The sequence below is a fragment of the Silicimonas algicola genome, assembly GCF_003148765.1.
GTDB classification, from domain to species: Bacteria; Pseudomonadota; Alphaproteobacteria; order Rhodobacterales; family Rhodobacteraceae; genus Silicimonas; species Silicimonas algicola.
On record NZ_QGGV01000007.1, the window covers coordinates 64,910 to 90,055 of the forward strand.

Genomic DNA, 25,146 nt, shown 5'->3' on the forward strand with positions numbered 1-25,146 from the left:
CGTCGTCCTTCAGTGCGCGACGGCGGCGGCGGCCGCTTCGTCGATCAGCCGCCCGGTGCGGAAGCGCTCCATCGTGAACGGCGCGTTGATCGGGTGCGGCTCGTCCTTCGCGATGGTCCAGGCGAAGGTATGCGCCGCGCCCGGCGTCGCCTTGAAGCCGCCGGTGCCCCAGCCGCAGTTGACGTAGAGTCCTTCGACCGGCGTCTTCGAGATGATCGCCGAGCGGTCGGGGGTCACGTCCACGATCCCGCCCCACTTCCGCAGCATCCGCATCCGGTTGAAGATCGGGAAGACTTCCGCAATGGCGGCGACGGTATGCTCTATCAGCGGCAGGCCGCCGCGCTGGCTGTAGCTCGTGTATTGGTCGGTGCCGGAACCAATGACCAGCTCGCCCTTGTCCGACTGGCTGATGTAGGCGTGGACCGCGTTGGACATCACGACACAGGGGAAAACCGGCTTGACGGGCTCCGACACCAGCGCCTGAAGCGGATAGCTTTCCAGCGGCAGGCGCACTTCCGCCGTCTGCATCACGACCGAGGTGTGGCCTGCCGCCGACACGCCGACCTTCTTTGCCCTGATGAAGCCCCTCGCCGTCTCGACGCCCGCGACCGAGCCGTCCGCGTTGCGGCGGATCGCCGTCACAGGGCAGTTCTGGATGATGTCGACGCCGCGCGCCGCCGCGCCGCGCGCATAGCCCCAGGCGACCGCATCGTGCCGCGCGGTGCCCGCGCGCTCCTGCAGCGCGCCACCCATGACCGGATAGCGGGCGGATTTCGAGATCGACAGCGGCGGGCAGTAGGCCTTGCACTCCTCCGGCGTCAGCCAGCGGTTGTCGACGCCGTTCAGGCGGTTCGAGTGGATGTGGCGCTTGAAGCTCTGCACGTCGTGGACGTTGTGCGCGAGCATCAGAACGCCCCGCCGCGAGTACATGACGTTGTAGTTCAATTCCTGGCTGAGGTTCTCCCACAGGTCGACCGAATGGTCGTAGAGCCGCGCGCTTTCGTCGTAGAGATAGTTCGACCGGATGATCGTCGTGTTCCGCCCGGTGTTGCCGCCGCCGAGCCAGCCCTTGTCGATCACCGCGACATTGGTGATCCCGTGCTCCTTCGCGAGGTAATAGGCCGCGCCCAGCCCGTGGCCGCCCGCTCCGACGATGACGACATCGTATTCGGCCTTGGGCTGGCTGTCGGGCCACTGCTCGGTCCAGTTCTTGTGGCCGGTCAGGGCGTTCTTCAGAAGGCTGAAGGCACTGAAATGGGTCATCGTCGGCACCTTGCGCGGGAACACGATGCGTTGACCTATTCCCAATGCGAGGTCATGGGCGGTATATCAGCGCCAGACATGCAGTAGGATTGCGCCATGCCTTCACCCGCCGACCCAACGATGTCCGGCCGCAAGAAGCTGAGCATCGCCTTCCTTCTGGCGGACGACTTCACCCTGTCCGCCTTCGCGAATTTCGTCGATGTCCTGCGTCTGGCCGCCGACGAAGCCGACAAGTCCCGCCCCATCCTTTGCGAATGGACCGTCCTGTCCGAGACGATGACCCCGGTGCGTTCCAGTTGCGGCGTCAAGGTCACGCCCGCCACGACGCTTCGCAGTGCCGGCCGCTATGATTACCTCGTCGTCGTCGGCGGCGTGATGAGCGACCGCTCGGCGCTGAGCGTGGCGGAACGGGACTATCTCCGCGCGCAGGCCTCGGCCGGGGTGCCGGTCGTCGGTCTTTGCACCGGCGTCTTCATTCTCCACGAAACGGGGCTGCTCGACGGCTACCGCTGCTGCGTGAGTTGGTTCCATCACCAGGATTTCGTCGACCGGTTCGACGCGGTGCAGCCCGTGGCCGACCAGATCTTCGTCGTGGACCGCGACCGCCTGACCTGTTCGGGCGGACACGGCGCGGCGCATCTGGCGGCGTTTCTCGTCGCTCGCCATGTCGGGCAGTCCGCCGCGATCAAGAGCCTCAACATCATGATGATCGACCACGCGCTTCGCGGCGACGTGGCGCAGCCGGGCCAGCCTGTCGCGAGACGGCCCACCGACGACCTCGTCAAGCGGGCGGTCCTCAGGATGCAGCAGAACGTCGAGCTTCCGCTTCCCGCCGCCAGCCTCGCCCGGCAGTTGAACGTCGGCCGAAGGACGCTGGAGCGGCGGTTCCTCGGGGACGTGGGGCAGACGCCCTCGAAGGTCTACCTCGACATCCGACTCGACCGGGCGCTTCTGAAACTGCGCTCCACCCGCGACACCGTGGCCGACGTCGCGCTGGCCACCGGCTTTTGCGACGGGACGCATCTTGCCCGGACGATGAAGGCCGAGCGCGGGTTCTCGCCCGCCGAGTACCGCTCGGCACAAGCCGCCGTCGTTCCGGACGGCCCGGCGACCGGAGTGCTGTTGAACCAGCCCGACTGAGCCGGTCGGTCGCAAACCCGGCGGACCATGTCGCAATTCCGACGGTCCGCGACCTGTCCGCGTGCGATGACGCCCGCAAGGCATCGGTTGCGAGACATCGTAACCGACTTCAGGCCAGGAGTTCCCAATGCTTCGCGAATCCGACGTTCTGTCCACCCTCATGCGCCGCAGGCCCGATCATTCTCTGGCGCAGGAGCTTTACTGCGACTCAGGCGTCTTCGACGCGGACCTGTCCCACATCTGGTATCGCGAATGGCTCTTCTCGATTCCGGCTTGCGAGATCCCGAAGGCCGGGAACTATGTCGTCCACGACGTCGGCGCCTATTCCGTCGTCATCGTGCGCGGCAACGACGGCGAAATCCGCGCCTTCCACAACTCCTGCCGCCATCGTGGCTCGGTCCTGTGCAAGTCGAAGAAGGGGACGCACCCCAAGCTGGTCTGCCCGTACCACCAGTGGACCTACGAGCTTGACGGCAGGCTGCTCTGGGCGCGCGAGATGGGCCCCGACTTCGATGCCTCGAAGCACGGACTGAAGCACGTTCACTGCCGCGATGTCTCGGGCATGGTCTATATCTGCCTCGCCGACGTGGCGCCGCCCATCGAAGACTTCGCAGCCGAGGCGGCGCGCTACATGGCGCCCCACGACCTCGCGAACTCGAAGGTCGCCCACGAGAGCACCATCATCGAGCACGGCAACTGGAAGCTCGTGTGGGAGAACAACCGCGAATGCTACCACTGCGCCGGGAACCACCCGTCGCTCTGCCGCACCTTCCCCGAGGATCCGCGCGCCATCGGCAGCGACAACAGCGGCGAGTTGAGCGGCCTGCAACGGCAGCACAGCCAGCGCTGCGAGGCCGCCGGGGCTCCCTCGGCCTTCCTCGAATCGTCCTGGGGCGACTGGCGCTTCGTGCGCACGCCGCTGCTCGACGGCGCCGAGAGCTATACCATGGACGGCAAGGTCGCCAGCACGCGGCCGAACTCCACGCTGCCGTTCCGCGACGCGGGGTCGCTTCTGAAGTACAAGTATCCGGGATGCTGGAACCACTTACTGTCGGACCACGTCATCCTCTTCCGCGTCACGCCGATCGGCCCGATGGAGACTGAGGTCCGCACGACGTGGCTTGTCCACAAGGACGCGGTCGAGGGGCAGGACTATGACCTCAAGCGCCTGACCGAGGTCTGGATCGCGACGAACAACGAGGACCGCGAAGTGGTCGAGAACAACCAGCGCGGCATCCGCTCGCCCGCCTACGAGCCCGGCCCCTATTCGCCCATCCACGAAGGCGGCAACATCCAGTTCGTCGACTGGTACGCCTCGACCATGATCCGGTCGATCACCGGCACCGGCGCCGCAACCCTGGCGGCGGAGTGACCGGAGCAATGCTGCAACTCGACCTTCGCGCCTCCGAGGACGACGGGATCTGGACCGACGCCGAACCGCTCCTGTGCTGCGCCGTCGTGCCGGAGGCGCCGAACACGGCGACCTTCAGTTTCGTCGCGCGATCCGGGGCGCAGTTCCGCTACGAGCCGGGCCAGTTCCTGACGCTCGAGCTGCCGGTTTCCGGCGGCACCATCTGGAAGACCTACACGATCTCGTCCTCGCCCTCGCGACCGCTGACGATAGCCGTCACCGTCAAGGCGCAGGCCGGCAGCGTCGGCACGCGATGGATGCTCGACCACCTGAAGCCGGGGATGGAGATCAAGGCCACAGGCCCCGCCGGGATCTTCACGATGCCCCGGAAGGAGAGCAAGAAGTACCTCTTCATCTCCGCCGGGTCCGGCATCACGCCGTCGCTGTCGATGACGACCTACCTCTACGACCGCGGGACGGACACCGACATCACCTTCGTCCATTGCGCCCATCGGCCGCAGGACATCATTGCGCGCCAACGGCTCGAGCAGATGGCGTCTCGCGTGCCGTCGATCCGGCTGTTCTTCATCGTCGAAGAGGACGATCCCTACCGCGTCTGGACAGGCTTTCGCGGACGGCTGAACCAGTTGATGATCGGCCTCATCGCCGGCGACTATCTGGAACGCGAGGTCTATTGCTGCGGGCCTGAGCCCTTCATGGACGCGGTGCGCGAAATGCTGATCGCGCTCGGCTACGACATGGAGCACTACCACCAGGAAAGCTTCGCCGCGCCGGTCAAGAAAGAAGAGCAGCTTCCCGAGCACGACGACGTCATCCTCGACGAGGACAGCGCCGCGAGCGTCCTCTTCGCGAAATCCGAGGTGACGGCGGAGTGCAAGGAAACCGACACGGTTCTCGCCGTCGCACGCGGCGCGGGCATCGTCATCCCGTCCGGATGCACCTTCGGCGTCTGCGGCACCTGCAAGATCAGGAAGACCGGGGGCGAGGTCCACATGGTGCATAACGGCGGCATCTCGGACGACGACATCGCCGAGGGATACATCCTCGCCTGCTGTTCACGGCCCATAGGCGCCGTCGAGGTCGAGGTCTGACCCGCAGCGCGCTGCCTGAAATCACCGTTACGTCAATTCCTTCAACGCGCTAGAAGGGAAGACAGGCCGCCCGCACCGGGCGGCCGTCCGGTCGGGCATTCACCAGAGGGACGCGCTTGGCTTTCACCCTGAGGCACCTTCAGTTCTTCGTCGCCGCCGCCGAGCACGGCAGCATCACGAATGCGGCCAAGGCCCTGGCGATCTCGCAGTCCTCCGTGACCGAGGCGATCAAGGCGCTCGAGGCCGACCTGTCCGTCACGCTCTTCGAACGGCGCGCGCGCGGCCTCGAGATCACCGTCGCCGGGCATCAGTTCCTCCGTCACGCGCGCAAGATCCGGGACGACGTGTCGGACGCCCGGCGTGCCTTCATGATGGGCGCCGACGCGCGCGAGGGCGAGATCCGGCTTGGCGTCACCTCGCTCGTTGCCGGGTACGGCCTGTCGGATGCGCTCGGGCGGTTCCGCCGGACCTTTCCCGGCATTCGAATCTCGGCGGTCGAGGACACGGGCGAATATCTCGAGCACCTTCTAATCGGGGGCGAGATCGACGTGGCCTTCCTGATCGTCTCGAAGCTGCACAACCGCTCGGCCTTCGAGGTGGAAAGCATCGCGGCCTCCGCCATGCGCCTCTGGCTGCCGCTGGGCCATCCCTTGGCCGGAGAAGAGGCGGTGAGCATCGAGGATGTCGTCCGCGAGCCTCTCATCATGCTGTCGGTGGAGGAGATCGAGGAAAGCACCCAGACGCTTCTGCTGTCCCTCGGAGCGCGGCCGGAGGTCGCCTTCCGCACGCGCTCGGTCGAAGCGGTCCGGTCGCTTGTGGCGACGGGAATGGGCGTGGCGATCCTGCCGGACCTGATCTACCGGCCCTGGTCCCTCGAAGGCGACAGGATCGAGATCCGCGATGTTTCGGGCGACCTGCCGACGGTTCAGGTCGGCATGGCCTGGCGCCGCGGCGCGCCTCTCTCGGCCAACGCGCGCGATTTCGTGCGGCTTGCGCGAAGCTCGTTCCAGGCCGGGACCTGAAGCATTCGGTTTTTCCGATAATGCCGATCAGGATTTTGGCATTGCGAAAGCGCGACCCGCGACCAATCCTGCGCGCAATCCCGGCGACCACTCTGCGAGTGGGATGATCGGGGCGTAACAACACCAACGGGAGAATACAAGATGTCTGCACGCTTCCTTTTGTCGGCCGCGGTCTCGGCGATCCTCGTGGCCCAGCCGGTCCTCGCCCAGGTGTCCGAGCTTGGCGATGGCGAGGGCCAGGTCGATATCGTGGCATGGCCCGGCTACATCGAACGCGGCGAGACCGACGCCGCCTTCGACTGGGTGACCAAGTTCGAAGAGGCCTCGGGCTGCAAGGTCAACGTCAAGACGGCCAACACCTCGGACGAGATGGTGGCCCTGATGAACGAAGGCGGCTTCGACCTCGTCACCGCCTCGGGCGACGCCTCTCTCCGTCTTGTCGCCGGCAAGCGCGTCCAGCCGGTGAACACGGCGCTCATCCCGTCATGGTCCACCATCGACGAGCGCCTGCAGAACGCGCCCTGGCACACCGTCGACGGCGTCCATTACGGCGTCCCCTACCAGTGGGGTCCGAACGTGCTGATGTATTCGACCGAAGCCTTCGGCGACACGCCGCCCGATAGCTGGAGCGTCGTCTTCGAGGAGACGACCCTTCCGGACGGCCAGTCCAATTCGGGACGGGTGCAGGCCTATGACGGCCCGATCCACGTCGCCGACGCCGCCAACTACCTCATGCACCACAAGCCCGAACTCGGGATCGCCAACCCATACGAACTGAACGAGGACCAGTACAAGGCAGCGCTCGACCTTCTGCGCCAGCAGCGCACGCTGGTCAGCCGCTACTGGCACGACGCCTTCATCCAGATGGACGATTTCAAGAACGAGGGCGTCGTCGCCTCGGGGTCATGGCCGTTCCAGGTCAACATCCTGAAAAGCGAAGGCGCGCCCATCGCCAGCGTCATCCCGGTGGAGGGCGCGACAGGCTGGGCCGACACGACGATGATGCACGTCGACGCCGCCCATCCCAATTGCGCCTACATGTGGATGGAGCACACGCTGTCGTCGAACCTGATGTCCGATCTTTCCGCCTGGTTCGGGTCGGTCCCGGCGGTGCCAGCGGCCTGCTCGGACGGCTCGGGGATGCAGACCGCCGAGGGCTGCTCGGCCAACGGTCTCGACGACTTCGACCGGATCCGGTTCTGGACCACGCCCGTCAGCGCCTGCGAAAGCCAGGGCGAGTGCGTGCCCTACTATCGATGGGTCAGCGACTATATCGGCGTCATCGGCGGCCGCTGAGACCTTGCCCCTTCGCATGACCTCTCCGGTGGCGCGCCCGCGCCGCCGGACCGGAGCCAATTACCGATGACCGACGCCGTCGCCTTCGATCACGTCTCGCGCCATTTCGGCAGCATCCGCGCGGTGGACGACGTCTCGATCTCCATCGCCGAGGGCAGCTTCTTCGCCATGCTCGGTCCCTCGGGGTCGGGCAAGACCACGTGCCTGAGGCTCATCTCGGGCTTCGAAAGGCCGACATCCGGCCGTGTCCTGATCTTCGGCGAGGACTCGGGCGCGGTACCGCCGAACCGAAGACCCGTCAACACGGTCTTCCAGGACTATGCCCTCTTCCCGCACCTCGACGTCCGCGACAACGTCGCCTACGGATTGATGGTCAGGGGCGAGGAGAAGGCGCGCCGCCACGCTGCGGCCGAAGAGATGCTGTCGCTCGTCAAGCTCGACGCCTTCGGCGACCGCAAGCCCGGACAGCTCTCCGGCGGTCAGCGGCAGAGGGTCGCGCTGGCCCGCGCGCTGGTCAACAGGCCCAAGGTCCTGCTGCTGGACGAACCGCTCGGCGCGCTGGATCTGAAGCTGCGCGAGGCGATGCAGGACGAGTTGAAGGCGCTCCAGCGGTCGCTCGGCATCACCTTCGTCTTCGTCACCCACGACCAGGGCGAGGCGCTGTCGATGGCCGACCGGGTCGCCGTCTTCAACGAGGGCCGCATCGTGCAGGTGGGCACGCCCGAGGAGATCTACCAGCGTCCCCGGACCCGCTTCGTCGCCGATTTCGTCGGCTCCGCCAATGTGCTGTCTCCCGACATTTGCGTGCGTGCCGGCGCCGGCAGTGGCTGGGCGAGCCTGCGGGCCGAGGCGGTGCGGCTGGTTCCGCCCGGCGAGGGTGTCGTACAGGGTACTGTCGCCTCGCGCCGCTACCTGGGCGCGGTCAGCCGCGTCCACGTCGACATCGGGGACGCCGTCATCGCCGCCGACCTCGCCGCTGGCACGCCCTTGCCCGAGCCGGGCGCCACCGTCGGGCTGACCTGGGACGCGACGGCCCTCCACCGGATGGAGGAGGCCTGAGATGGCCACCGCCGCGGGCGACCGGCTTTCGGACCTGTTCTGGCGGCAGCCCCGCGTGCTGCTGGCGGTGCTGCTCGTCCCGCCGCTCCTCTGGCTCGGCGTGGTCTACATCGGCTCGCTGGCCGCGCTCCTTCTCCAGAGCTTCTTCTCGATCGACGAGTTCTCGGGGCTGATCGACTACGAGTTGACGCTCAAGACCTATCGCGAGCTGTTCCGCCCCGCGAACTTCGACATCATCCTGCGCACCACGCTGATGGCCGCCGCCGTGACGGTCGCCTCCGCCGTGATCGCCTTCCCCATCGCCTATTACGCCGCGCGCTACGCGAAGGGCCGGATGAAGGCGTTCTTCTACCTCGCGGTGATGCTGCCGCTCTGGTCGAGCTACCTCGTGAAGGTCTACGCCTGGAAGCTGATCCTCGCGAAGGAAGGCATCCTGACCTGGGCCGTCGACGGCATCGGAGCCAGCGCCATCCTGAACGCGGTCCTTTCGATCCCGGTCATCGGGGGCAACTCGCTGTCGGTCAGCTACATCGGGACCTTCCTCGTCTTCCTCTACGTCTGGCTGCCGTTCATGATCCTGCCGGTGCAGGCGGCGCTCGAGCGGGTGCCGCAGAACCTGATCGAGGCCTCGGACGACCTCGGCGCGCGGCGCGGGCAGACGATGCGCTACGTCATTCTGCCGATGGCACTGCCGGGTTTCATCGCGGGCTCGATCTTCACCTTCTCGCTGACATTAGGCGACTACATCATCCCCCAGATCGTGGGCTCGTCGCGGAACTTCATCGGTCAGGCGGTCTATGCCCACCAGGGCACGGCGGGGAACATCCCGCTCGCCGCCGCCTTCGCCGTGGTGCCCATCGTCATCATGGGGTTCTACCTCTGGATGGCGAAGCGCCAGGGGGCCTTCGATGCACTCTGACCGCGCGCCGCTCGGCCTGAAGATCGCCGCCTTCGCGGGGCTCGCATTCCTGCACCTGCCGATCCTCCTGATCTTCGCCTATGCCTTCACGACCGAGGAACGGACCTATCAGTGGCCCCTGCCCGGCCTGACGCTCAAGTGGTTCGCGGTCACCTGGAACCGGCCCGACGTCTGGCAGGCGCTCGGGCTGTCCGTCCGGGTGGCCGCGATCTCGACGATCCTCGCACTGATCCTGGGAACGCTCTGCGCCGCCGCCGTCAGCCGCGCGCGGTTCTTCGGACGGGAAGCTGTGTCGCTCCTGGTGATCCTGCCCATCGCGCTCCCCGGCATCATCACCGGCATCGCGCTCCGCTCGGCCTTCAACATCGCGGACATCCCGTTTTCCACGCTGACGATCGTCCTCGGCCACGCGACCTTCTGCATCGTCGTCGTCTACAACAACGCGGTCGCCCGATTCCGGCGCCTGTCGCGTTCGATGCTCGAAGCCTCGGCCGACCTGGGCGCGAACGGGTTCCAGACGTTTCGCCACATCGTCCTGCCCAACATCGGCACCTCGCTTCTGGCGGGGGGCATGCTCGCCTTCGCGCTCAGTTTCGACGAGGTCATCGTCACCACCTTCACGGCAGGCCAGCAGCAGACGCTGCCGATCTGGATGCTGGAAGAGCTGGTGCGCCCGCGTCAGCGCCCGGTGACCAACGTCGTCGCGATGGTCGTGGTGCTGGTGACCTTCCTGCCGATCCTCGGCGCCTACTATCTGACCCGCGGCGGTTCCGAGACCGCAGGCGGCGGCAAATGAACACCCTTCTGAGGAGGACCCCATGGACACCCAGCTTCTGATCGGCGGCGCATTCGCCGCGGGAACGGAAACCCCGGAAACGATCCTCAACCCGCGCACGGGAGAGACCATTCTCGAGCTGCCCGAGGCGTCGCTCGATCAGGTCGAAGCGGCGGTCGCGGGCGCGCGCGACGCCTTCGCCGGCTGGTCCCGCACGACACCCGCCGAGCGGTCGGCCGCCCTTCTTCGCATCGCGGACCGGATCGAGGCCGAGGGCGACGCCTTCGGCGCGCTCGAGGCGCTGAACTGCGGCAAGCCGATCAACGCCGCGCGGGGGGACGAGATCCCCGCCATCGTCGACACCTACCGCTATTTCGCCGGGGCCGCGCGCAACATGCACGGGCCGCTCGCAGGCGAATACCTCGCCGGCTACACCTCGATGATCCGGCGTGACGCCATCGGCGTCGTCGCCTCGGTGGCGCCCTGGAACTATCCGATGATGATGATGGCCTGGAAGCTGGCCCCAGCCCTCGCGGGCGGCAACACGGTCGTCTTCAAGCCGTCCGAGCAAACGCCCCTCACGGCGCTCAAATTCGCCCGCATCCTCGCCGAGGAGCTACCCAAAGGCGTCGTCAACATCGTCACCGGACGGGGCGAGACCGTCGGCAACGCGCTTGTCACCCATAAGGGCGTCGACATGATCTCGCTGACCGGCGACGTGGCGACGGGCAAGAAGATGCTTCAGGCCGCGTCGAAGACCGTCAAGCGCACGCATCTGGAACTTGGCGGCAAGGCCCCCGTCATCGTCTTCGACGACGCCGACGTCTCGGAGGTCGTCGAGGGCCTGCGCGCCTTCGGTTACTACAACGCCGGTCAGGACTGCACCGCCGCCTGCCGGATCTATGCATCGAAAAAGACCTACGACAATCTCGTCGCCGACCTCAGCGCTGCGGTGTCCGGGATCGTCTACGACGACGCCGACGACACGCTGAACGAGATCGGGCCGCTGATCTCCTCCCGCCAGCGCGACCGTGTCGCAAGCTTCGTCGAACGCGCGCGGGAACTGAACCACGTCGAGATCACGACCGGCGGCAGCGTTCATGGCGACCGGGGCTTCTACTATGCCCCCACCGTCATCGCCGGCGCGCGCCAGCAGGACGAAATCGTCCAGCGCGAGGTCTTCGGCCCGGTCGTCTCGATCACGCCCTTCAGCGACGTGGACGAGGCGGTGTCCTGGGCCAACGACAGCGACTACGGGCTGGCCTCATCGGTCTGGACGAAGGACATCGGTCGGGCGATGTCGACGGCGGCGCGGCTGCGCTATGGCTGCACCTGGATCAACACGCATTTCATGCTGACCAACGAGATGCCCCACGGCGGACTGAAATCCTCGGGTTACGGCAAGGACATGTCGATGCACGCGCTCGAGGACTATACGGTCGCGCGCCATATCATGGTGAAGCACTAGCCCGGCCCCGCGACGCTCGACGCATCGCGCCCGTCGGGTAACAGCGGACGCAGACGAGGCCGGAGCAACCTCCGGCCTGTCGATGTCATTGGGGATGGTCAGGTCCCGACCCTGCACGGGCCGGCGCTGCGATCACGCGGCTTCGGCCAGGGCATCCAGGCGCAGCGTTGCCAGAAGCTGCGACATGCGCAGGCCGATGAGGCCGGTCTGGGCACAGAACTCCAGCTCTTCCTCGAGGCCGAGAAGCTCTTCATCGGAGAAGGTCCCGACGGAGATTTCAAGAAGGACCCGCGTGAACTGCGTGCCGGCTTCTTCAAGCTGCGTGGCCGAGACGGAACGGAAGCGGATCGAATGGTCAAACATGGGTCACACGTACTTTCTCGCGGGGTCTCTCTGACTGAGGTGGAGGGATCCCCACATCCCTCCACCTTCGGCCGACCGCACCGGCCTTGAGTCAGAACTCACTCTTTCACTCGTAAACACTCCGGGCCGAGGCGAAACACTCACACTGAATTCGCTTTGTGGTCCGGTCACTCATCTCACTCGTCACACACACACCGAACTACATGTCCGATGATTTGAAGATGCCTGCGAAGGCGATTCCCTTCAATTCGACAAAATTCAACTTTGATAAGATGAAGATTCACACGGTCATGGATGATGGATCATACAGTGCCGATTCCTCCGGGACGGCCTCAATAATCCGTCGGCGCGCCGCCCTCGGCCTTCCGCCGGGCCACGAACTCGGCCAACTCCTCGCGGATCGCCACATCCATCGGCGGCTCCTCGAACTCCTCGACGATGCGCCGGAACAGCCGGTGCGCGCGTTCCTGCGTCCAGACCCCGCCATCCGCCGACCAGGCCTCGAAATTGCGCCAGTCGCTCACGAAAGGCGTATAGAACGCCGTCTCGTAGCGCGCGCGGGTATGCTCGGCCCCAAAGTAATGCCCGCGCGACCCCACGTCCCGGATCGCCTCGACGGCGATCTCGTCCGGACCCGTGGCACAGATAGCCGGGTCCATGTAGCGCTGGATCATCTGCACCACCTCGCAATCCATCACGAACTTCTCGGGACAGGCGATCAGCCCGCCCTCCAGCCACCCTGCCGCATGATAGATCATGTGCGTGCCCGACTGCACCGCCGCCCAGAGGCTGTTCGAGGTCTCCCACATCGCCTGCCCGTCCGGCGCGTTCGAGGTGCAGACCCCCGAAGAGCGCAGCGGCAGCCCGTAAAACCGCGCCATCTGGCCCGTCATCTGCGTCGCGCGCATGTATTCCGGCGTCCCGAAGGCCGGCGCGCCCGAGGTCATGTCGACGTTGGTGGTAAAGGTCCCCAGCACGCAGGCCGACCCCGGCGCCACCCACTGGAAGAGTGCGATCGCCGACAGCGCCTCGGCGATGGACAGCGTCACCGCGCCCGCCATCGTCACCGGCGCCATCGCCCCCGCCAGAGTGAAGGGCGTCACGATCACCGCCTGCCCGCGCCGGATGCAGCGCAGGCAGCCGTCGATCATCGGCGTGTCGTGCTTCAGGGGCGAGGTCGAGTTGATGTTGGTGTACATCCGCGGGGTCGCGCGGAACGCCTCCTCGGTCAGCCCTCCCGCGATCCGCACCATCTCGAGCACGTCCTCGACCCGCTCGGCCCCCAGCGAATAGGCGTGCGGGACCTTGTCGGTGATCGTGAGCTTGTCGAAGAGCACGTCGAGGTGCCGGACTGAGGGGTGGATATCCACCGGCTCGACGGGATAGCCGCCGGCGAAGTGCATGCAGTTGAAGTGCTGGGTCAGCCGAAGAAGGTCCGCGCACTGCACCCGTGTGCCCGGAGACTTGGTCCTCATCGTCATGTCCCAGTAGGCGGGAGGCGACGAGACGTTGCCGAAAAGAAGCGAGCCGTCCCCCACGGTGATGACACGGTCCGGGTTGCGCGGGGTCAGCGTGAACTGGCTCGGGGCGCGGGCCAGCATCTCCATCACCCAGTCGCGGCCCATCCGGACGTTCGTCCCCTCGACCGTGCAGCCTGCCTGCCGGAAAAGGGCCAGCGCCTCGTCGTTCAGGAACTCCACGCCGATCTCCTCCAGCACCCGCATCGCGCCGTCGTGGATCGCCTGCACGCCCTCTTCGCCTAACGGCTCGACGGGCCGGTCGATGTTCTTCACCGGCCCCCAGGGCTGCTGACGGAAGATCTCGCCGCCGCGCCTGTCGCGGTTGCCTGCGCGTCCCCCGCTCCGCCGTCTGACCGCCGCGTCCGTCATGCGCCGTCCCTCCGTTCCACGGGACTGTCCGCCAAAGGCGTGCGGCTTGAAACGCGGTTCCCGACAGGTTGGGTCGCTTTCAGGCCGGCTCCGCCTCGCGCGCCGCGATCCATGCCTCGAGATGCCCGATATCGGGCAGGACCGCGTCGGCCAGATCCCGAAGCTCGTGCGCTTCGGCAATTCCCGTCAAAACGGCCACCGTCCCCATGCCGGCCGCCCGCCCCGCCGCGAGGTCATGGCGGCTGTCGCCCACCATCAGCGTGCGCGCGGGATCGAGACCCGTCGCCGCTGCAAAGGCCAGAAGCTGACCCGGACCCGGTTTGGCGCCATGCCCGGAATCGTAGCCCGCGACGAAGGCGAAGAGATCACCGATCCCGGCCCGCTCCAGATGCGCCCGTGCAGGCGCCTCGGAATCGTTGGTGACAAGTCCCAGTGCATGACGTGCCGACAGAACTTCGAGGCAAGGGCGCAGAGCCACGACGGGCACCTGCTCGGCCTGCGTGGCAAGCCCGTCGGCGATAGCCGCGATCTCGTCCGCATCTCGCCCCGTCACGCCCGCCAGCGTCAGCGCGACTTCGGCCGTCGTGCTCGCAATGACCACGCTGTCCTTCCGGAACCGTCCCGTCGCCTCGTCGATGCCCAGCGCCTCGGCCGAGGGCGCCCGCAGACCGCCCGGCGCCACGCGGTCGAGAAGCGTCAGGATCACTTGGCCCCAGGTCGCCTGAAAGTCGAAGAGGGTGCCGTCCTTGTCGAAAATGATCGCCTCTACGCGTCGCACGGTTCTACTTCCAATTGACTCCCCCTCGCATGTCCCCTGACATGCCTGCATGACTCCTTACCGCCTGCACGCCTCGCTCGGCTACAACCTTTCGCTGGCCGCCCGCCTCCAGGAACGACGGCTCGATGAAGCGCTGAAGACGCTGGACCTGACCCGCACCACCTGGTGCATCCTCCTCGCCGTCGGGAACGAGGGGCTGACGCAGCCCTCGGACATCGCCACATTCGTGGGCATCGACCGCACCGCCACCTCGCGCGCGCTTCGCACGATGGAGACGGCGGGCCTCATCGAGCGCGAGGCCGGCCGCCGCGACCGCCGCACGACCACCGTCTCGCTGACGGACCTCGGCGTGCAGCGGATCGCACAGGGCACGCCCTACGCGGTGCAGAACAACGCGCTCATGCGCAAGAAGCTCGGCAAGGACGACTACGCCCACCTCGTTACCCTCCTCGAGCGGCTGACCGAAGGCGAAAGCGCCGGGCTCTCGGTTTTCTGAAGGCGTCCACTCAGGCGTGCGCCGCCGCCAGCGCCCTGATCCGCTCCGCCAGGTCCGGCCCCGGAAGGCTCGACCGCCGCGTCCCCAGATCGACATGCACGAGCAACTGCTCGCAGGTCGCAAGGACCGAGCCGTCAGCCTCGCGCTCCATCTCGTGGAACAGCCTCAGCTTCTTGCCCTCCGCCCCCATCACGCGCGTCGCGACCCGGATCCGCTCGCCGGCGCGCGTCTCCATCAGGTATGAAATCCGCGTCTCGACGGTGAAGAACGACTGCCCCGACGCGACATAGTCCGGCCCCGCGCCCAGATGCGCCATCACCGCGTCGGCGGCGTCTGAGAAGACCTGGCCATAGCGGCTTTCGTTCATGTGGCCGTTGTAGTCGGTCCAGTCCGACGGCACGACGCGCCGCACCGTCTCCAGCGGGACACCCTCGCCCGGCGCATCGAGCGTCGCGTCATGCTCCAGCAGAACCCGCCCCGCCCCGCTGCCCTCGCGCTTCAACGCGCGCAGGATGGCGACGAGGTTCTTGTCCCGCAGCCGTTCCAACTCGCGGATCGACAGCGCGCCCGACTGCGCGTCCGACTGCGCGCCGATCTCCGCCGCGAAGTCGTCCGTCATCTCGGGCACGTCCATCAGCTTCGTCCAGGGCCAGGCGAGACACGGCCCGAACTGCGCCACGAAATGCGCCATGCCGCCCTCGCCGCCCGCGATGCGATAAGTCTCGAACAGCCCCATCTGGGCCCATCTCAGGCCGAACCCCATGCGGATCGCCTCGTCGATCTCCCCGGTCGTGGCGATGCCGTCCTTCACCAGCCACAGCGCCTCGCGCCACACCGCCTCCAGAAGGCGGTCGGCGATATGCGCGTCGATCTCGGCGCGGATCACGAGCGGATACATCCCGATCCCGCGCAGCACCTCGCAGGCCCGGGCGATCACTCCCGCGTCCGCCCCCTCGCCACCCACGATCTCGACCAGCGGCAGCAGGTAGACCGGGTTGAACGGATGCGCGACGAAAACGCTCGCGTCCGTCGCCATCCCCTCGCGCAGCTCCGAGGGCTTGAACCCGCTCGTGGACGACCCGATCGGAGCCTCCGCATTCGCCGCTTCGATCTCGGCCAGAACGCGGTGCTTCAGATCCAGCCGCTCGGGCACGCTCTCCTGCACCCAATCGGCCCCTGTCACCGCCTCGGCCACCGAAGACGCGAAGCTCAGCCGCCCCTCCTTCGGCAACGAGCGCTCGTAGAGCATCGGCAGGGCCGCCCGCGCGTTCGCCAGCACGGCGTCCAGCTTCCGCTCCGCCTCGGGGTCGGGGTCGAAGACCGCCACGTCCCACCCGTTCAACAGGAAGCGCGCCACCCAGCCCCCGCCGATCACGCCGCCCCCGATCACCGCCGCCCGCATCGCCTGCCCCTTCATCTTGCCTGAAATACGCATCATCCGACCGCGCCGCCGGACGCCGTCACCCGAGGCCGCGCACCACGTCCGCCACGGCCCGCCCCAAAGCGTCGTGAGACGCGGCCGACCAGTGGATGCCGTCCGCTTCGTCCGTCTCGATCACCGATCCGGCGTCGAACACCTCGGCCCCCTCGCGCGCTGCGAAGCGCGCCATCTCGGCGGCCAGCCCCCGGCCGCGCGTCTCGGCGCCCCGGAACATCTCGCGGAAGTCTCCCCGCTCCTTCACGGGCGGCGGCGTCACCACCAGCACCCGGCCCACCCAGCCGGTCAGCATCGCGGCACGCACCAGCCGGGCCGCCCCCATCGCCACGTCCTGCGCCGTCAACCCGAAGCGGTGCTTCTGGTCATTGGTCCCAAGGCAGATCGCCAGAAGGTCGATCGGCCGATGCGATCCCAGGATCGCCGGCAGCACCGTCAGCCCGTTCAGGTGAGCGCCCTCCACCGGGTCGTCGTGGACGGTCGTCCGGCCCGGCAGCCCTTCGACGATCACCTCCCAGCCATCGCCCAACTCGCCCGCCATGACGTCGCCCCAGCGCACGCCCTCCTGGTGGATCGGATCCTCGTCGAGCGTCCGCATCGGCCCGGTGCCGAAGCTGTTCGAATCGCCATAGACCAGCAGCCGCCGCGTCACTCGTAGGTCCTCGTGTCCTCGATGACGACGCCGTCGCGGGGCAGGCCGCCGGGGGCCACGACCTCGACCTCGCCCGACAGCTTCAACACCTCCCTGACGCTCGCCGCGACCGCGGCGGCGTCGACGCCCTCGCCCTCGACCCGGACCCTCAGCGTGTCCGCCTCGTCGGCCCGTCCCGCGACGACGCGCGCGCGCGCGACCTCCGGATGGCGCGCCACCAGCGCCGCCACCTGCTCGGGACGCACGAACATGCCCTTGATCTTCGTCGTCTGGTCGGCGCGTCCCATCCAGCCCTTGATGCGCATGTTGGTCCGTCCGCAGGGGCTGACCCCCGGCAACACGGCCGACAGATCGCCCGTCGCGAAGCGGATCAGCGGATAGTCGGGATTGAAGCTCGTCACCACGACTTCGCCCACCTCGCCGTCCGGCACCGGATCGCCCGTGCCCGGCGTCACGATCTCGACGATCACGCCCTCGTCGACGATCATCCCCTCCATCGCCTCGCTCTCATAAGCGACAAGCCCAAGGTCGGCGGTTGCGTAGCATTGGGTGCAGGCGATGCCGCGGTCGGCGTACCACTGGCGCAGCGACGGAAACAGCGCCCCGCCCGACACGCCCGCGCGGCGGATGCCAAGCGTCACGCCCATCTCGTCGGCCTTTTCCAGGATCACCTTCAGATAGTCCGGCGTCCCGGCATAGACGGTCGCCCCCAGCGCCGCTGCGGCCTGCACCTGCAACTCGGTCTGCCCGGTGCCCGCCGCGATGACGGTCGCCCCCACGGCCTCGGCCGCGCTTTCGAACATGTGACCCGCCGGCGTCAGGTGATACCCGAAGCAGTTCTGGACGATATCGCCCCGCCCGACGCCCGAGGCGTGAAGAAACCGCCCCAGCCGCCACCAGTCGCCGCCGCGCCGTCCCGGTTCGTGGATCGGCCCCGGCGACTGGAAGACATGGTCGAAGTCGCTCGCCGCCCGCGTCGTCAGCCCGCCGAAGGGCGGCTCCTTGGCCTGAAGACGCATGAGGTCCGACTTTCGGAGGACCGGCAGCGCGGCCAGCGCCTCGCGCGTCGTCACCCCGGCCGCCGCGATACCACCCAGCGTCTCCCGGTAGCCGTCGAGAAGTGCTGCGCGTGCGACGGCCTCGGGCAGGTCCCGTCTCAGGTCGTTGGCGCGGGCCTCGGGCGAGCGGATTTCCCGCGCGTCATAGGGGTCTCTCATCGGCTGGCGTCTCCGGGTCGCGGTCGTAGAGATACAGCGTCACCATGCCGTCCAGCCGCTCGGCCCACAAGACCGCGTCACGCACCGACAATCCGTCGCGTTCGGCATAGTCGATCTCGACCCCCAGCTTCGAGTGGATGACGTCGGCGTCCTCGGCCACGTTGTCCTTCGTCGCGGCCTGCACCACGGCAAGGACGTTGCTCCAGCGATAGGGCCTCTCGCGCAGATCGAGGACGTTCACCAGCATCAATCACCTTCCCAGCATCCAATTCGATAGACCGGGCCGGTCGAAGTCGCTTCAACCCGGACGGGACCTGCCAGCGAAGCCTTGGGCGCACGAAAACGGGATGGGCGCCAAAGGGCGCCAGGCTGCCCCCGCGCCCCTTTTGACCAGCAGGTGACCAGGGGGAAATACGACCTTGGTCGTAGAGGTCAGCTCAACCAGCGCTTGCGGCGACGGTAGGACCTGACCTCGCGATAGGATTTGCGTCCCTCGTCCGACATGCCGAGGTAGAATTCCTTGACGTCGGGGTTCTCGCGCAGCGCCGCCGCCGGTCCGTCCATCACGACGCGCCCCGACTCGAGGATATAGCCGTAATGCGCGAACCGCAGGGCCACGTTGGTGTTCTGCTCGGCCAGAAGGAAGCTCACGCCCTCGTTCTCGTTCAGGCTCTTCACGATCCCGAAGATCTCCTCGACCAGTTGCGGCGCGAGGCCCATCGACGGCTCGTCTAGCAGGATCGTCTCGGGCCGCGACATGAGCGCGCGGCCGATGGCGCACATCTGCTGCTCGCCGCCCGACGTATAGCCCGCCTGGCTTTTCCGGCGTTCCTTCAGGCGAGGGAAATAGGCATAGACCATCTCGAGGTCCTCGGCGATCTTGGCCCCGCTCTCGCGCCGCGTGTAGGCGCCGGTCAGAAGGTTCTCCTCTACCGTCAGATGCTCGAAGCAGTGCCGCCCCTCCATCACCTGGATGACGCCCCGCTTGACCAGCGCCGAGGGGTCGAGATCCTGCACCCGCTCGCCGCGATAGAGGATCGAGCCCTTCGTCACCTCGCCCCGCTCGGACTTGAGCAGGTTCGAGATCGCCTTCAGCGTCGTCGTCTTGCCCGCGCCGTTGCCGCCCAGAAGCGCCGTGATTCCGCCGTCCGGCACCTTCAGGCTGACGCCCTTCAGCACCAGGATGACGTGGTTGTAGATCACCTCGATGTTGTTCACCTCGAGAAGAGGCGTGGCGGTCTTTCCGGCGTCGAGCATGTTTCTCTCCCTCATCCCGCCCCCGGACTCCCCGGGGACGGTAGGGCGGGGTTCACCCCACCTTCGGTCACGCCGCTAGTTGCAGCGCTCGGTGATGCCCGCCTCGGCGGCATAGGCCGCGCTGTCCTCGGCGATCAGCGCGTCGATCACCTCGGAATCCGACTGGATGTAGTCGGTCAGCACGTTCCACTTCTTCGCCGCCGCGTCCCACTGCTGGACGATGGCCATGCCCTGCCCGCCGTGGTTCTCGCACGACGCCTCGACCGCGGGGCCGAAGTTCGGGATGCCAAGCTCGGTCAGCCGGTCCTGGGTGATGACAAGCTGCTCCATCCCGTCGCGCAACTGCGCCGGCGTGATGGCCGTGGCACCGGACAGCTCCTGCGCCTTCCGGATCGCTTCCGCGATGATCATGGCGTTGTACATGCCCCGGTTGTAGAGAACCGTGCCCGCCTGGTCGCCCGCGCCAGCCGCAAGACCCTTGTCGTAGAGATAGGTCTTCAGCTCGTCGTAGATCGGGAAATCCATGCCCGGCATGTGCATGTTCAGCGACTTGTAGCCGTCGGCGCCGTCACCCACGGGGATCACGTCGTTCTCGGACCCGGACCACCACACGCCGATGAAGTTCTCCATCGGGAAGCGGATGTTGGCGGCTTCCTGGATGGCGACCTGGTTCATCACGCCCCAGCCCCACATCAGCACATAGTCGGGACGCTGCTGCCGGATCTGAAGCCACTGCGACTTCTGCTCCTGCCCCGGATGGTCGACGGGGATCTCCATGAATTCGAAGCCGTGCTTCTTCGACAGCTCCTGAAGCGTCCGGATCGGCTCCTTGCCGTAGGCCGAGTTGTGATAGACCAGCGCGATCTTCTTGCCCTCGAGGCTGCCGCCGTTGATGTCGAGCAGGTGCTTCACCGCGATGGACGCCCCATCCCAGTAGTTGGCCGGGTAGTTGAAGATCCACTCGAAGACCTTGCCGTTCTTGGCCGAAGTCCGGCCATAGCCCATCGAATGCACCGGGATCCCGTCGGCGCTGGCCTTCGGGATGATCTGGTAGGTGATGCCGGTCGACAGCGGCGCATAGACCAGCGCGCCCTCGCCCTTCGTCGACTCGTAGCACTCGACGCCCTTCTCGGTGTTGTAGCCGGTCTCGCACTCGACCACCCGGATCGGCTCGCCGCCGATGCCGCCGTCCTTCTCGTTCAGAAGCTTGAAGTAGTCCTGGTAGCCGTCCGCGAAGGGAATGCCGTTCGCGGCATAGGGTCCGGTGCGATAGCTCAGGGACGGGATCACCAGCTCGGCCAGAGCCGGCGCCGCCGCCATGACCGCCACCACGGTCGCCGTCAGAAGTCGTCTCATCGGTAGTCTCCTCCCATTGGTTCTTGTCCGATGTCGTGGATGCCCCGCCCTAGTGCGGAAAGGGCCAGAGTCTCAATTTCTCCTTCAGAAGCCGCCAGAGCTGCGCCAGCCCGTGCGGCTCGAAGATCAGGAACGCCATGATGAGCGCCCCGACGATCACGAGGTTGAAATGCGCCACAAGGTCCGTGGGCCATCCCAGCCAGTCCGAGCCGATCACCTTCAGCACCACCGGCAGAACGACGAGGAACGCCGCCCCCGCGAAGGCTCCGAAGATCGAGCCCAGGCCCCCGATGATGATCATGAAAAGGACCAGGAACGACTTCTGGATGCCGAACACCTCGCCCACCTCGACCGCGCCCAGGTAGACCGAGAAGAACAGCGCCCCCGCGACCCCGATGTAGAAGGACGACACCGCGAAGGCCGTCAGCTTGGCCTTCAGCGGATTGACCCCGATGATCTCGGCCGCGATGTCCATGTCGCGGATCGCCATCCAGCGCCGCCCCACAGATCCCCGCGTCAGGTTTCGCGCCATCAGCGCCAGGACAATCGTGAACACGAGGCAGATCATGTAGGTCGCCCAGGCGTCGGTCGAGGGGCCTGTGACCGCCACGCCGAGGACGGTGCGTTCGGGCGCGCTGATCTGGCCCGAGGCCGAATAGTTGTAGAACCACGGCACCTTGTTGAAGAGCCAGACCAGGAAGAACTGCGCCGCCAGCGTCGCCACCGCGAGGTAGAACCCCTTGATCCGCAGCGACGGCAACCCGAACAGCACGCCCACGGCGGCCGTGACGAGGCCCGCGAGCAGGATGTGGATGACGATGCTGACGTCCGGGAAAGACGTCATCAGCTTGTAGCAGGCATAGGCGCCCACCGCCATGAAGCCCCCGGTCCCGAGGCTGACCTGCCCGCAGTAGCCCGTCAGGATGTTCAGCCCGATGGCCGCGATGGCGTAGATCAGGAAGGGCACCAGGATGGCGTTCGCCATGTAGTCGGTGATGAAGAAAGGCACGACCAGCACCGCGACGGCGAGGATGACGAAGTAACCCCAGCGGTCCAGCTTGATCGGAAAGGTCTGCGCGTCCGCCGCGTAGGTCGTCTTGAAGTCGCCCGCCTCGCGATAGATCACGGCTGCCCTCCCCGTCCCGTCGTCCGCCTCATTTCGCCGCCTCCAGGATGCCCGACAGCTCGCAGCTCATGCCGTGGTAGAAGGTGCAGCCCGGCCCCTCCATCATCTCGATGCGTCCGTCGTCGCCGCGCGTCAGGCTGAGGACGCAGGGCGCCTCGGGCACCGATCCCAGGATCTCCCACCGCCCCACCGCGACTTCCGTCACCCCGCCCTCAAGGTAGCCGAGGCAGGCGCCGGACGAGACCTCGGCCACGGCCTTGCCCTCCGTCACCGACAGCGTCAGCTCGTTGAAGACGCCCCGGAACGCGCCGTCCAGCGGCTCCGCCCCGGCCGGCGACACGAGGAAGACAAGGACAAGCGCCAGTCGCGTCATGTCGGGTCCTCCGCGTTCACCGGCCCCGCGCCCGTCACCTCCGCCCGCTTCTGCGGCGGCGCATAGCCGGTCGCCTCGGCGTGCCGGACAAGCTGGAGATAGGCCCAGATCCCCACGGCCGCGCCCGCGAAGGCCAGAAGCGAGGCCACGACCGCGCTGCCGCCCCCGCCGGTCATGGCGAGATAACCGAAGGCCCAGAAGCCGGACCAGGCGACGACGTTCAGGATGGCAATCAGCTTGGTCATTTCCCGTACCGCCTTTCGTCCGCAATTACCGACAGCCAGTGTACCGCCGCGGCCCAGCCCAGCAGGATCGACGGCTGGTAAAACGCGTTGAAGAGCGCGACTAGCAGGTATCCAAGCCCACCACCCCCATAGTCCTCACTGCGCATGAAGGTCGCGTACGTGTAGAAGGCGTTCAGGATCGAGCCGACAAGGAACGCGCCGGCGACTATCAGCAGGACCAGCGGCGCCCGGTGGAGCATCCTCATGGTGAAATCGTCCATCACACCCTCTCGATGATCTTCTCGCCGAACAGCCCCTGAGGCCGGAAGACGAGGAACAGAAGCGCCAGCACGTAGGCGAACCAGTTTTCGGTCGCGCCGCCGATGTGGACGCCGATCAGGAACTCGAACAGCTTCTCGCCCACCCCGATGATAAGTCCGCCGACGATGGCCCCAGGGATCGAGGTGAAGCCGCCCAGCATCAGCACCGGCAGCGCCTTCAGCGCGATCAGCGACAGCGAGAACTGCACGCCCGACTTCGCCCCCCACATGATGCCCGCGACAAGGGCCACGAAGCCCGCGATGGACCATGTCAGCACCCAGATGTAATTCAGCGAAATGCCGACCGACAGAGCCGCCTGGTGGTCGTCGGCCACCGCCCTCAGCGCCCGGCCCTGCTTGGTGTACTGCGAGAACAGCACCAGACCCGCCACCAGCACCACCGCGATGACCGTCGCCACGATGTCGAGGTTGTCGATGAAGAAGCCGTATCCGAACGCCTCATAGGTGACCCGGTCGATGGTCTCGTTCAGCCCCTGAGGCAGGCCAACGTTCAGCGTCTTGATGTCCGACCCCCACATCAGGTCGCCCACGCCCTCGAGGAAGTAGGCAAGCCCGATGGTCGCCATGAAGAGGATGATCGGCTCCTGGTTCACGAGGTGACGCAGCACGAAGCGGTTCACCGCCCAGGCGAAGGCGATCATCAGCACCATCGTCAGCACGATCGCCGCGAGCGCCGGGACGTGCCAGCCGAAGTGATGGATGTCGGTCCCGAAGACGCTGTTGATGAGATGCGCGAAGGGCACCTGCCCCTCCATGATCCCCACCAGCGTCAGCGCCGCGAAAAGCGCCATCACGCCCTGCGCGTAGTTGAAGATTCCGCTCGCCTTGAAGATCAGCACGAAGCCCAGCGCCACGAGCGAATAGAGCACGCCCGCCATCAGGCCGTTCAGCGTGACCTCCATCGCGAAGAGAAGCTGGTCAGGCATCATTCACCCCCGAGGTCCCCGCTTTGACTTGACGCGGTCCGTTCGATGCGCCCGACCGACACAAAAAACCCGCCAGAAGCGGCGCACTTCCTAAGAGGACGACGTACCTGATGTCGGGGTCCGCCTTCGTCACCACCATGATAAAAGCGAGCGGCGCGAGCAGGACGATCGCGGCGCCACGCTCTCTCCGGGCCCAGCGTCCGCGCTTCCAGAGCACGGTCATCAACCATCCGGCAACGCCGATCCAAATCGCCGTCAGTGCGCCGACGGCGCTCTGCACAACCCATCCGTCGGGATGATAAAATAGGCCGACGCCGAGAAGGATCAGCATCAGGAGCGCCATCAGCGCGAAAAAGACGAAACCGATGACCGTGACGACCCTGGCACCCCACATCACTCACCCCCATGCTCCCGGCTTCCGCCCGGAAACCTCCGACGACGCACCTACGCAATACCGACGTGATACCGACCCGCGTTTCAGTCATGCGCCACCCCCAGATAGGCGTCGATGACCTCCTGGTTGTTGCGCACCTCGTCGGGCGTGCCGTCACCGATCTTCTTGCCGTAGTCCATCACCACGACCCGGTCCGACAGGTCCATGACGACGCCCATGTCGTGTTCGATCAGCGCAATGGTGGTGCCGAATTCATCATTCGTATCAAGGATGTAACGGCTCATGTCCTCCTTCTCCTCGACGTTCATCCCCGCCATGGGTTCGTCGAGGAGAAGAAGTTTCGGCTCCGCGGCCAGCGCCCGCGCCAGCTCCACCCGCTTCTTCAGCCCATAGGGTAGCCGCCCCACCGGCACTTTACGAATGTGCTGTATCTCAAGGAAATCAATGATCTTTTCGACGATCTCGCGGTTCGCTACCTCTTCCCGCTCGGCCTTTCCCTTCCAGATCGCCTGCGCCAGCATCCCCGTCGTCATGTGGGTCAGCCGTCCGGTCATGATGTTGTCCAGCACGCTCATCCCGTCAAAGAGCGCGATGTTCTGGAATGTCCGGGCAATTCCCAGCCGCGCCACCTCGTAGGGCTTCATCGGAGGCCGCTTCTCGCCCCGGAACCACACCTCGCCCACCTGGGGATTGTAGAAGCCCGATATCACGTTGAGCATGCTCGATTTTCCGGCCCCGTTCGGACCGATGATCGCGCGCACCTCGCCCTCGAGAATGTCGAACGAGATGTCCTTGATCGCCTCGACGCCGCCGAACCGCAGCGTGATGTTCCGCATCTCCATCAGGACGCCGCCGATCTTGCGGCCGTCGGCGGTGGTGGTGTTGCCGGACATGGCGTTCATTTTAAGCCCCGC

At 66.5% G+C, this 25,146-nt stretch carries 27 protein-coding genes; 10 read left to right on the forward strand and 17 right to left on the reverse strand.

Annotated elements, in window-relative coordinates; translation table 11 throughout:
• Positions 1 to 9: 9 nt before the first annotated feature.
• The gene (locus C8D95_RS14945; protein ID WP_109760123.1) at positions 10 to 1,263 is read right to left on the reverse strand and encodes a sarcosine oxidase subunit beta family protein; all 1,254 of its coding nucleotides are present in this window, start codon (positions 1,261 to 1,263) and stop codon (positions 10 to 12) included.
• Positions 1,264 to 1,359: 96 nt separating this feature from the next.
• On the opposite strand from C8D95_RS14945, the gene C8D95_RS14950 reads away from it, so the two are divergent.
• The 9 genes from C8D95_RS14950 (at position 1,360) to C8D95_RS14990 (ending at position 11,405) form a co-directional block, all read left to right on the forward strand.
• Positions 1,360 to 2,403, forward strand: a complete 1,044-nt coding sequence (locus C8D95_RS14950; protein WP_164721609.1) for a GlxA family transcriptional regulator — start codon at positions 1,360 to 1,362, stop codon at positions 2,401 to 2,403.
• A 127-nt stretch (positions 2,404 to 2,530) separates the two neighbouring features.
• Positions 2,531 to 3,775 (forward strand): aromatic ring-hydroxylating oxygenase subunit alpha, encoded by a 1,245-nt coding sequence (locus C8D95_RS14955; RefSeq protein ID WP_109760005.1) that lies wholly within the window; start codon positions 2,531 to 2,533, stop codon positions 3,773 to 3,775.
• Between the two features lie 8 nt (positions 3,776 to 3,783).
• Positions 3,784 to 4,866: an FAD-binding oxidoreductase gene (locus C8D95_RS14960; RefSeq protein ID WP_109760006.1), complete on the forward strand. Its 1,083-nt coding sequence runs from the start codon at positions 3,784 to 3,786 to the stop codon at positions 4,864 to 4,866.
• A 116-nt stretch (positions 4,867 to 4,982) separates the two neighbouring features.
• On the forward strand, positions 4,983 to 5,888 hold the full coding sequence (locus C8D95_RS14965; RefSeq protein WP_109760007.1) for a LysR family transcriptional regulator: 906 nt from the start codon (positions 4,983 to 4,985) through the stop codon (positions 5,886 to 5,888).
• Between the two features lie 141 nt (positions 5,889 to 6,029).
• Entirely contained in the window at positions 6,030 to 7,184 is a 1,155-nt protein-coding gene (locus tag C8D95_RS14970; protein ID WP_109760008.1) for an ABC transporter substrate-binding protein, read from the forward strand.
• Between the two features lie 66 nt (positions 7,185 to 7,250).
• The gene (locus tag C8D95_RS14975) at positions 7,251 to 8,243 is read left to right on the forward strand and encodes an ABC transporter ATP-binding protein (protein WP_109760009.1); all 993 of its coding nucleotides are present in this window, start codon (positions 7,251 to 7,253) and stop codon (positions 8,241 to 8,243) included.
• Between the two features lies 1 nt (position 8,244).
• Positions 8,245 to 9,162 (forward strand): ABC transporter permease, encoded by a 918-nt coding sequence (locus C8D95_RS14980; RefSeq protein WP_109760010.1) that lies wholly within the window; start codon positions 8,245 to 8,247, stop codon positions 9,160 to 9,162.
• Positions 9,152 to 9,958 carry an ABC transporter permease gene (locus C8D95_RS14985; protein WP_109760011.1) on the forward strand — a complete coding sequence of 269 codons (807 nt, stop codon included), beginning with the start codon at positions 9,152 to 9,154 and terminating at the stop codon, positions 9,956 to 9,958. Before C8D95_RS14980 ends, C8D95_RS14985 begins: the two co-directional genes overlap by 11 nt.
• 22 nt (positions 9,959 to 9,980) lie before the next feature.
• Complete coding sequence (locus tag C8D95_RS14990; RefSeq protein WP_109760012.1) at positions 9,981 to 11,405, forward strand: gamma-aminobutyraldehyde dehydrogenase; 1,425 nt, start codon at positions 9,981 to 9,983, stop codon at positions 11,403 to 11,405.
• A 132-nt stretch (positions 11,406 to 11,537) separates the two neighbouring features.
• Here the strand turns inward: C8D95_RS14990 and C8D95_RS14995 are convergent, their stop codons facing one another.
• The 3 genes from C8D95_RS14995 to C8D95_RS15005 form a co-directional block, all read right to left on the reverse strand.
• Positions 11,538 to 11,768 carry a hypothetical protein gene (locus C8D95_RS14995; protein WP_109760013.1) on the reverse strand — a complete coding sequence of 77 codons (231 nt, stop codon included), beginning with the start codon at positions 11,766 to 11,768 and terminating at the stop codon, positions 11,538 to 11,540.
• Between the two features lie 332 nt (positions 11,769 to 12,100).
• Entirely contained in the window at positions 12,101 to 13,657 is a 1,557-nt protein-coding gene (locus C8D95_RS15000) for a trimethylamine methyltransferase family protein (protein ID WP_109760014.1), read from the reverse strand.
• A 79-nt stretch (positions 13,658 to 13,736) separates the two neighbouring features.
• Positions 13,737 to 14,435, reverse strand: a complete 699-nt coding sequence (locus C8D95_RS15005; RefSeq protein ID WP_241239842.1) for an HAD family hydrolase — start codon at positions 14,433 to 14,435, stop codon at positions 13,737 to 13,739.
• A 49-nt stretch (positions 14,436 to 14,484) separates the two neighbouring features.
• Between C8D95_RS15005 and C8D95_RS15010 the strand changes: the two genes are divergently transcribed.
• A complete protein-coding gene (locus C8D95_RS15010) occupies positions 14,485 to 14,931 on the forward strand; it encodes a MarR family winged helix-turn-helix transcriptional regulator (protein WP_109760016.1) in 447 nt (148 codons plus the stop codon).
• A gap of 10 nt (positions 14,932 to 14,941) precedes the next feature.
• Here C8D95_RS15010 and C8D95_RS15015 read toward each other — a convergent pair whose 3' ends face one another.
• From C8D95_RS15015 to C8D95_RS15075, 13 genes are all read right to left on the reverse strand, one after another.
• Positions 14,942 to 16,369, reverse strand: a complete 1,428-nt coding sequence (locus C8D95_RS15015) for a carnitine 3-dehydrogenase (protein WP_241239841.1) — start codon at positions 16,367 to 16,369, stop codon at positions 14,942 to 14,944.
• Between the two features lie 22 nt (positions 16,370 to 16,391).
• Positions 16,392 to 17,018, reverse strand: coding sequence for a GDSL-type esterase/lipase family protein (locus tag C8D95_RS15020; protein ID WP_109760017.1), 627 nt, complete (start codon positions 17,016 to 17,018; stop codon positions 16,392 to 16,394).
• Positions 17,015 to 18,235 carry a phenylacetate--CoA ligase family protein gene (locus C8D95_RS15025; protein ID WP_109760018.1) on the reverse strand — a complete coding sequence of 407 codons (1,221 nt, stop codon included), beginning with the start codon at positions 18,233 to 18,235 and terminating at the stop codon, positions 17,015 to 17,017. The genes C8D95_RS15020 and C8D95_RS15025 overlap by 4 nt, the downstream gene beginning before the upstream one ends.
• Entirely contained in the window at positions 18,219 to 18,482 is a 264-nt protein-coding gene (locus C8D95_RS15030) for a hypothetical protein (protein WP_109760019.1), read from the reverse strand. The genes C8D95_RS15025 and C8D95_RS15030 overlap by 17 nt, the downstream gene beginning before the upstream one ends.
• Positions 18,483 to 18,667: 185 nt before the next feature.
• Positions 18,668 to 19,492 (reverse strand): ABC transporter ATP-binding protein, encoded by an 825-nt coding sequence (locus tag C8D95_RS15035; protein ID WP_109760020.1) that lies wholly within the window; start codon positions 19,490 to 19,492, stop codon positions 18,668 to 18,670.
• A 75-nt stretch (positions 19,493 to 19,567) separates the two neighbouring features.
• The gene (locus tag C8D95_RS15040) at positions 19,568 to 20,848 is read right to left on the reverse strand and encodes an ABC transporter substrate-binding protein (protein ID WP_109760021.1); all 1,281 of its coding nucleotides are present in this window, start codon (positions 20,846 to 20,848) and stop codon (positions 19,568 to 19,570) included.
• Positions 20,849 to 20,897: 49 nt separating this feature from the next.
• The gene (locus tag C8D95_RS15045) at positions 20,898 to 21,974 is read right to left on the reverse strand and encodes a branched-chain amino acid ABC transporter permease (protein WP_109760022.1); all 1,077 of its coding nucleotides are present in this window, start codon (positions 21,972 to 21,974) and stop codon (positions 20,898 to 20,900) included.
• 28 nt (positions 21,975 to 22,002) lie between these two features.
• Entirely contained in the window at positions 22,003 to 22,347 is a 345-nt protein-coding gene (locus C8D95_RS15050) for a hypothetical protein (protein ID WP_109760023.1), read from the reverse strand.
• Positions 22,344 to 22,592 (reverse strand): hypothetical protein, encoded by a 249-nt coding sequence (locus tag C8D95_RS15055; RefSeq protein WP_109760024.1) that lies wholly within the window; start codon positions 22,590 to 22,592, stop codon positions 22,344 to 22,346. The genes C8D95_RS15050 and C8D95_RS15055 overlap by 4 nt, the downstream gene beginning before the upstream one ends.
• Positions 22,589 to 22,852 carry a hypothetical protein gene (locus tag C8D95_RS15060; RefSeq protein WP_109760025.1) on the reverse strand — a complete coding sequence of 88 codons (264 nt, stop codon included), beginning with the start codon at positions 22,850 to 22,852 and terminating at the stop codon, positions 22,589 to 22,591. Before C8D95_RS15060 ends, C8D95_RS15055 begins: the two co-directional genes overlap by 4 nt.
• Positions 22,852 to 23,838 (reverse strand): branched-chain amino acid ABC transporter permease, encoded by a 987-nt coding sequence (locus C8D95_RS15065; RefSeq protein WP_109760125.1) that lies wholly within the window; start codon positions 23,836 to 23,838, stop codon positions 22,852 to 22,854. Before C8D95_RS15065 ends, C8D95_RS15060 begins: the two co-directional genes overlap by 1 nt.
• Complete coding sequence (locus C8D95_RS15070; RefSeq protein ID WP_146203005.1) at positions 23,831 to 24,181, reverse strand: hypothetical protein; 351 nt, start codon at positions 24,179 to 24,181, stop codon at positions 23,831 to 23,833. Before C8D95_RS15070 ends, C8D95_RS15065 begins: the two co-directional genes overlap by 8 nt.
• A 134-nt stretch (positions 24,182 to 24,315) precedes the next feature.
• Positions 24,316 to 25,134 (reverse strand): ABC transporter ATP-binding protein, encoded by an 819-nt coding sequence (locus C8D95_RS15075; RefSeq protein ID WP_109760027.1) that lies wholly within the window; start codon positions 25,132 to 25,134, stop codon positions 24,316 to 24,318.
• Between the last annotated feature and the right edge of the window lie 12 nt (positions 25,135 to 25,146).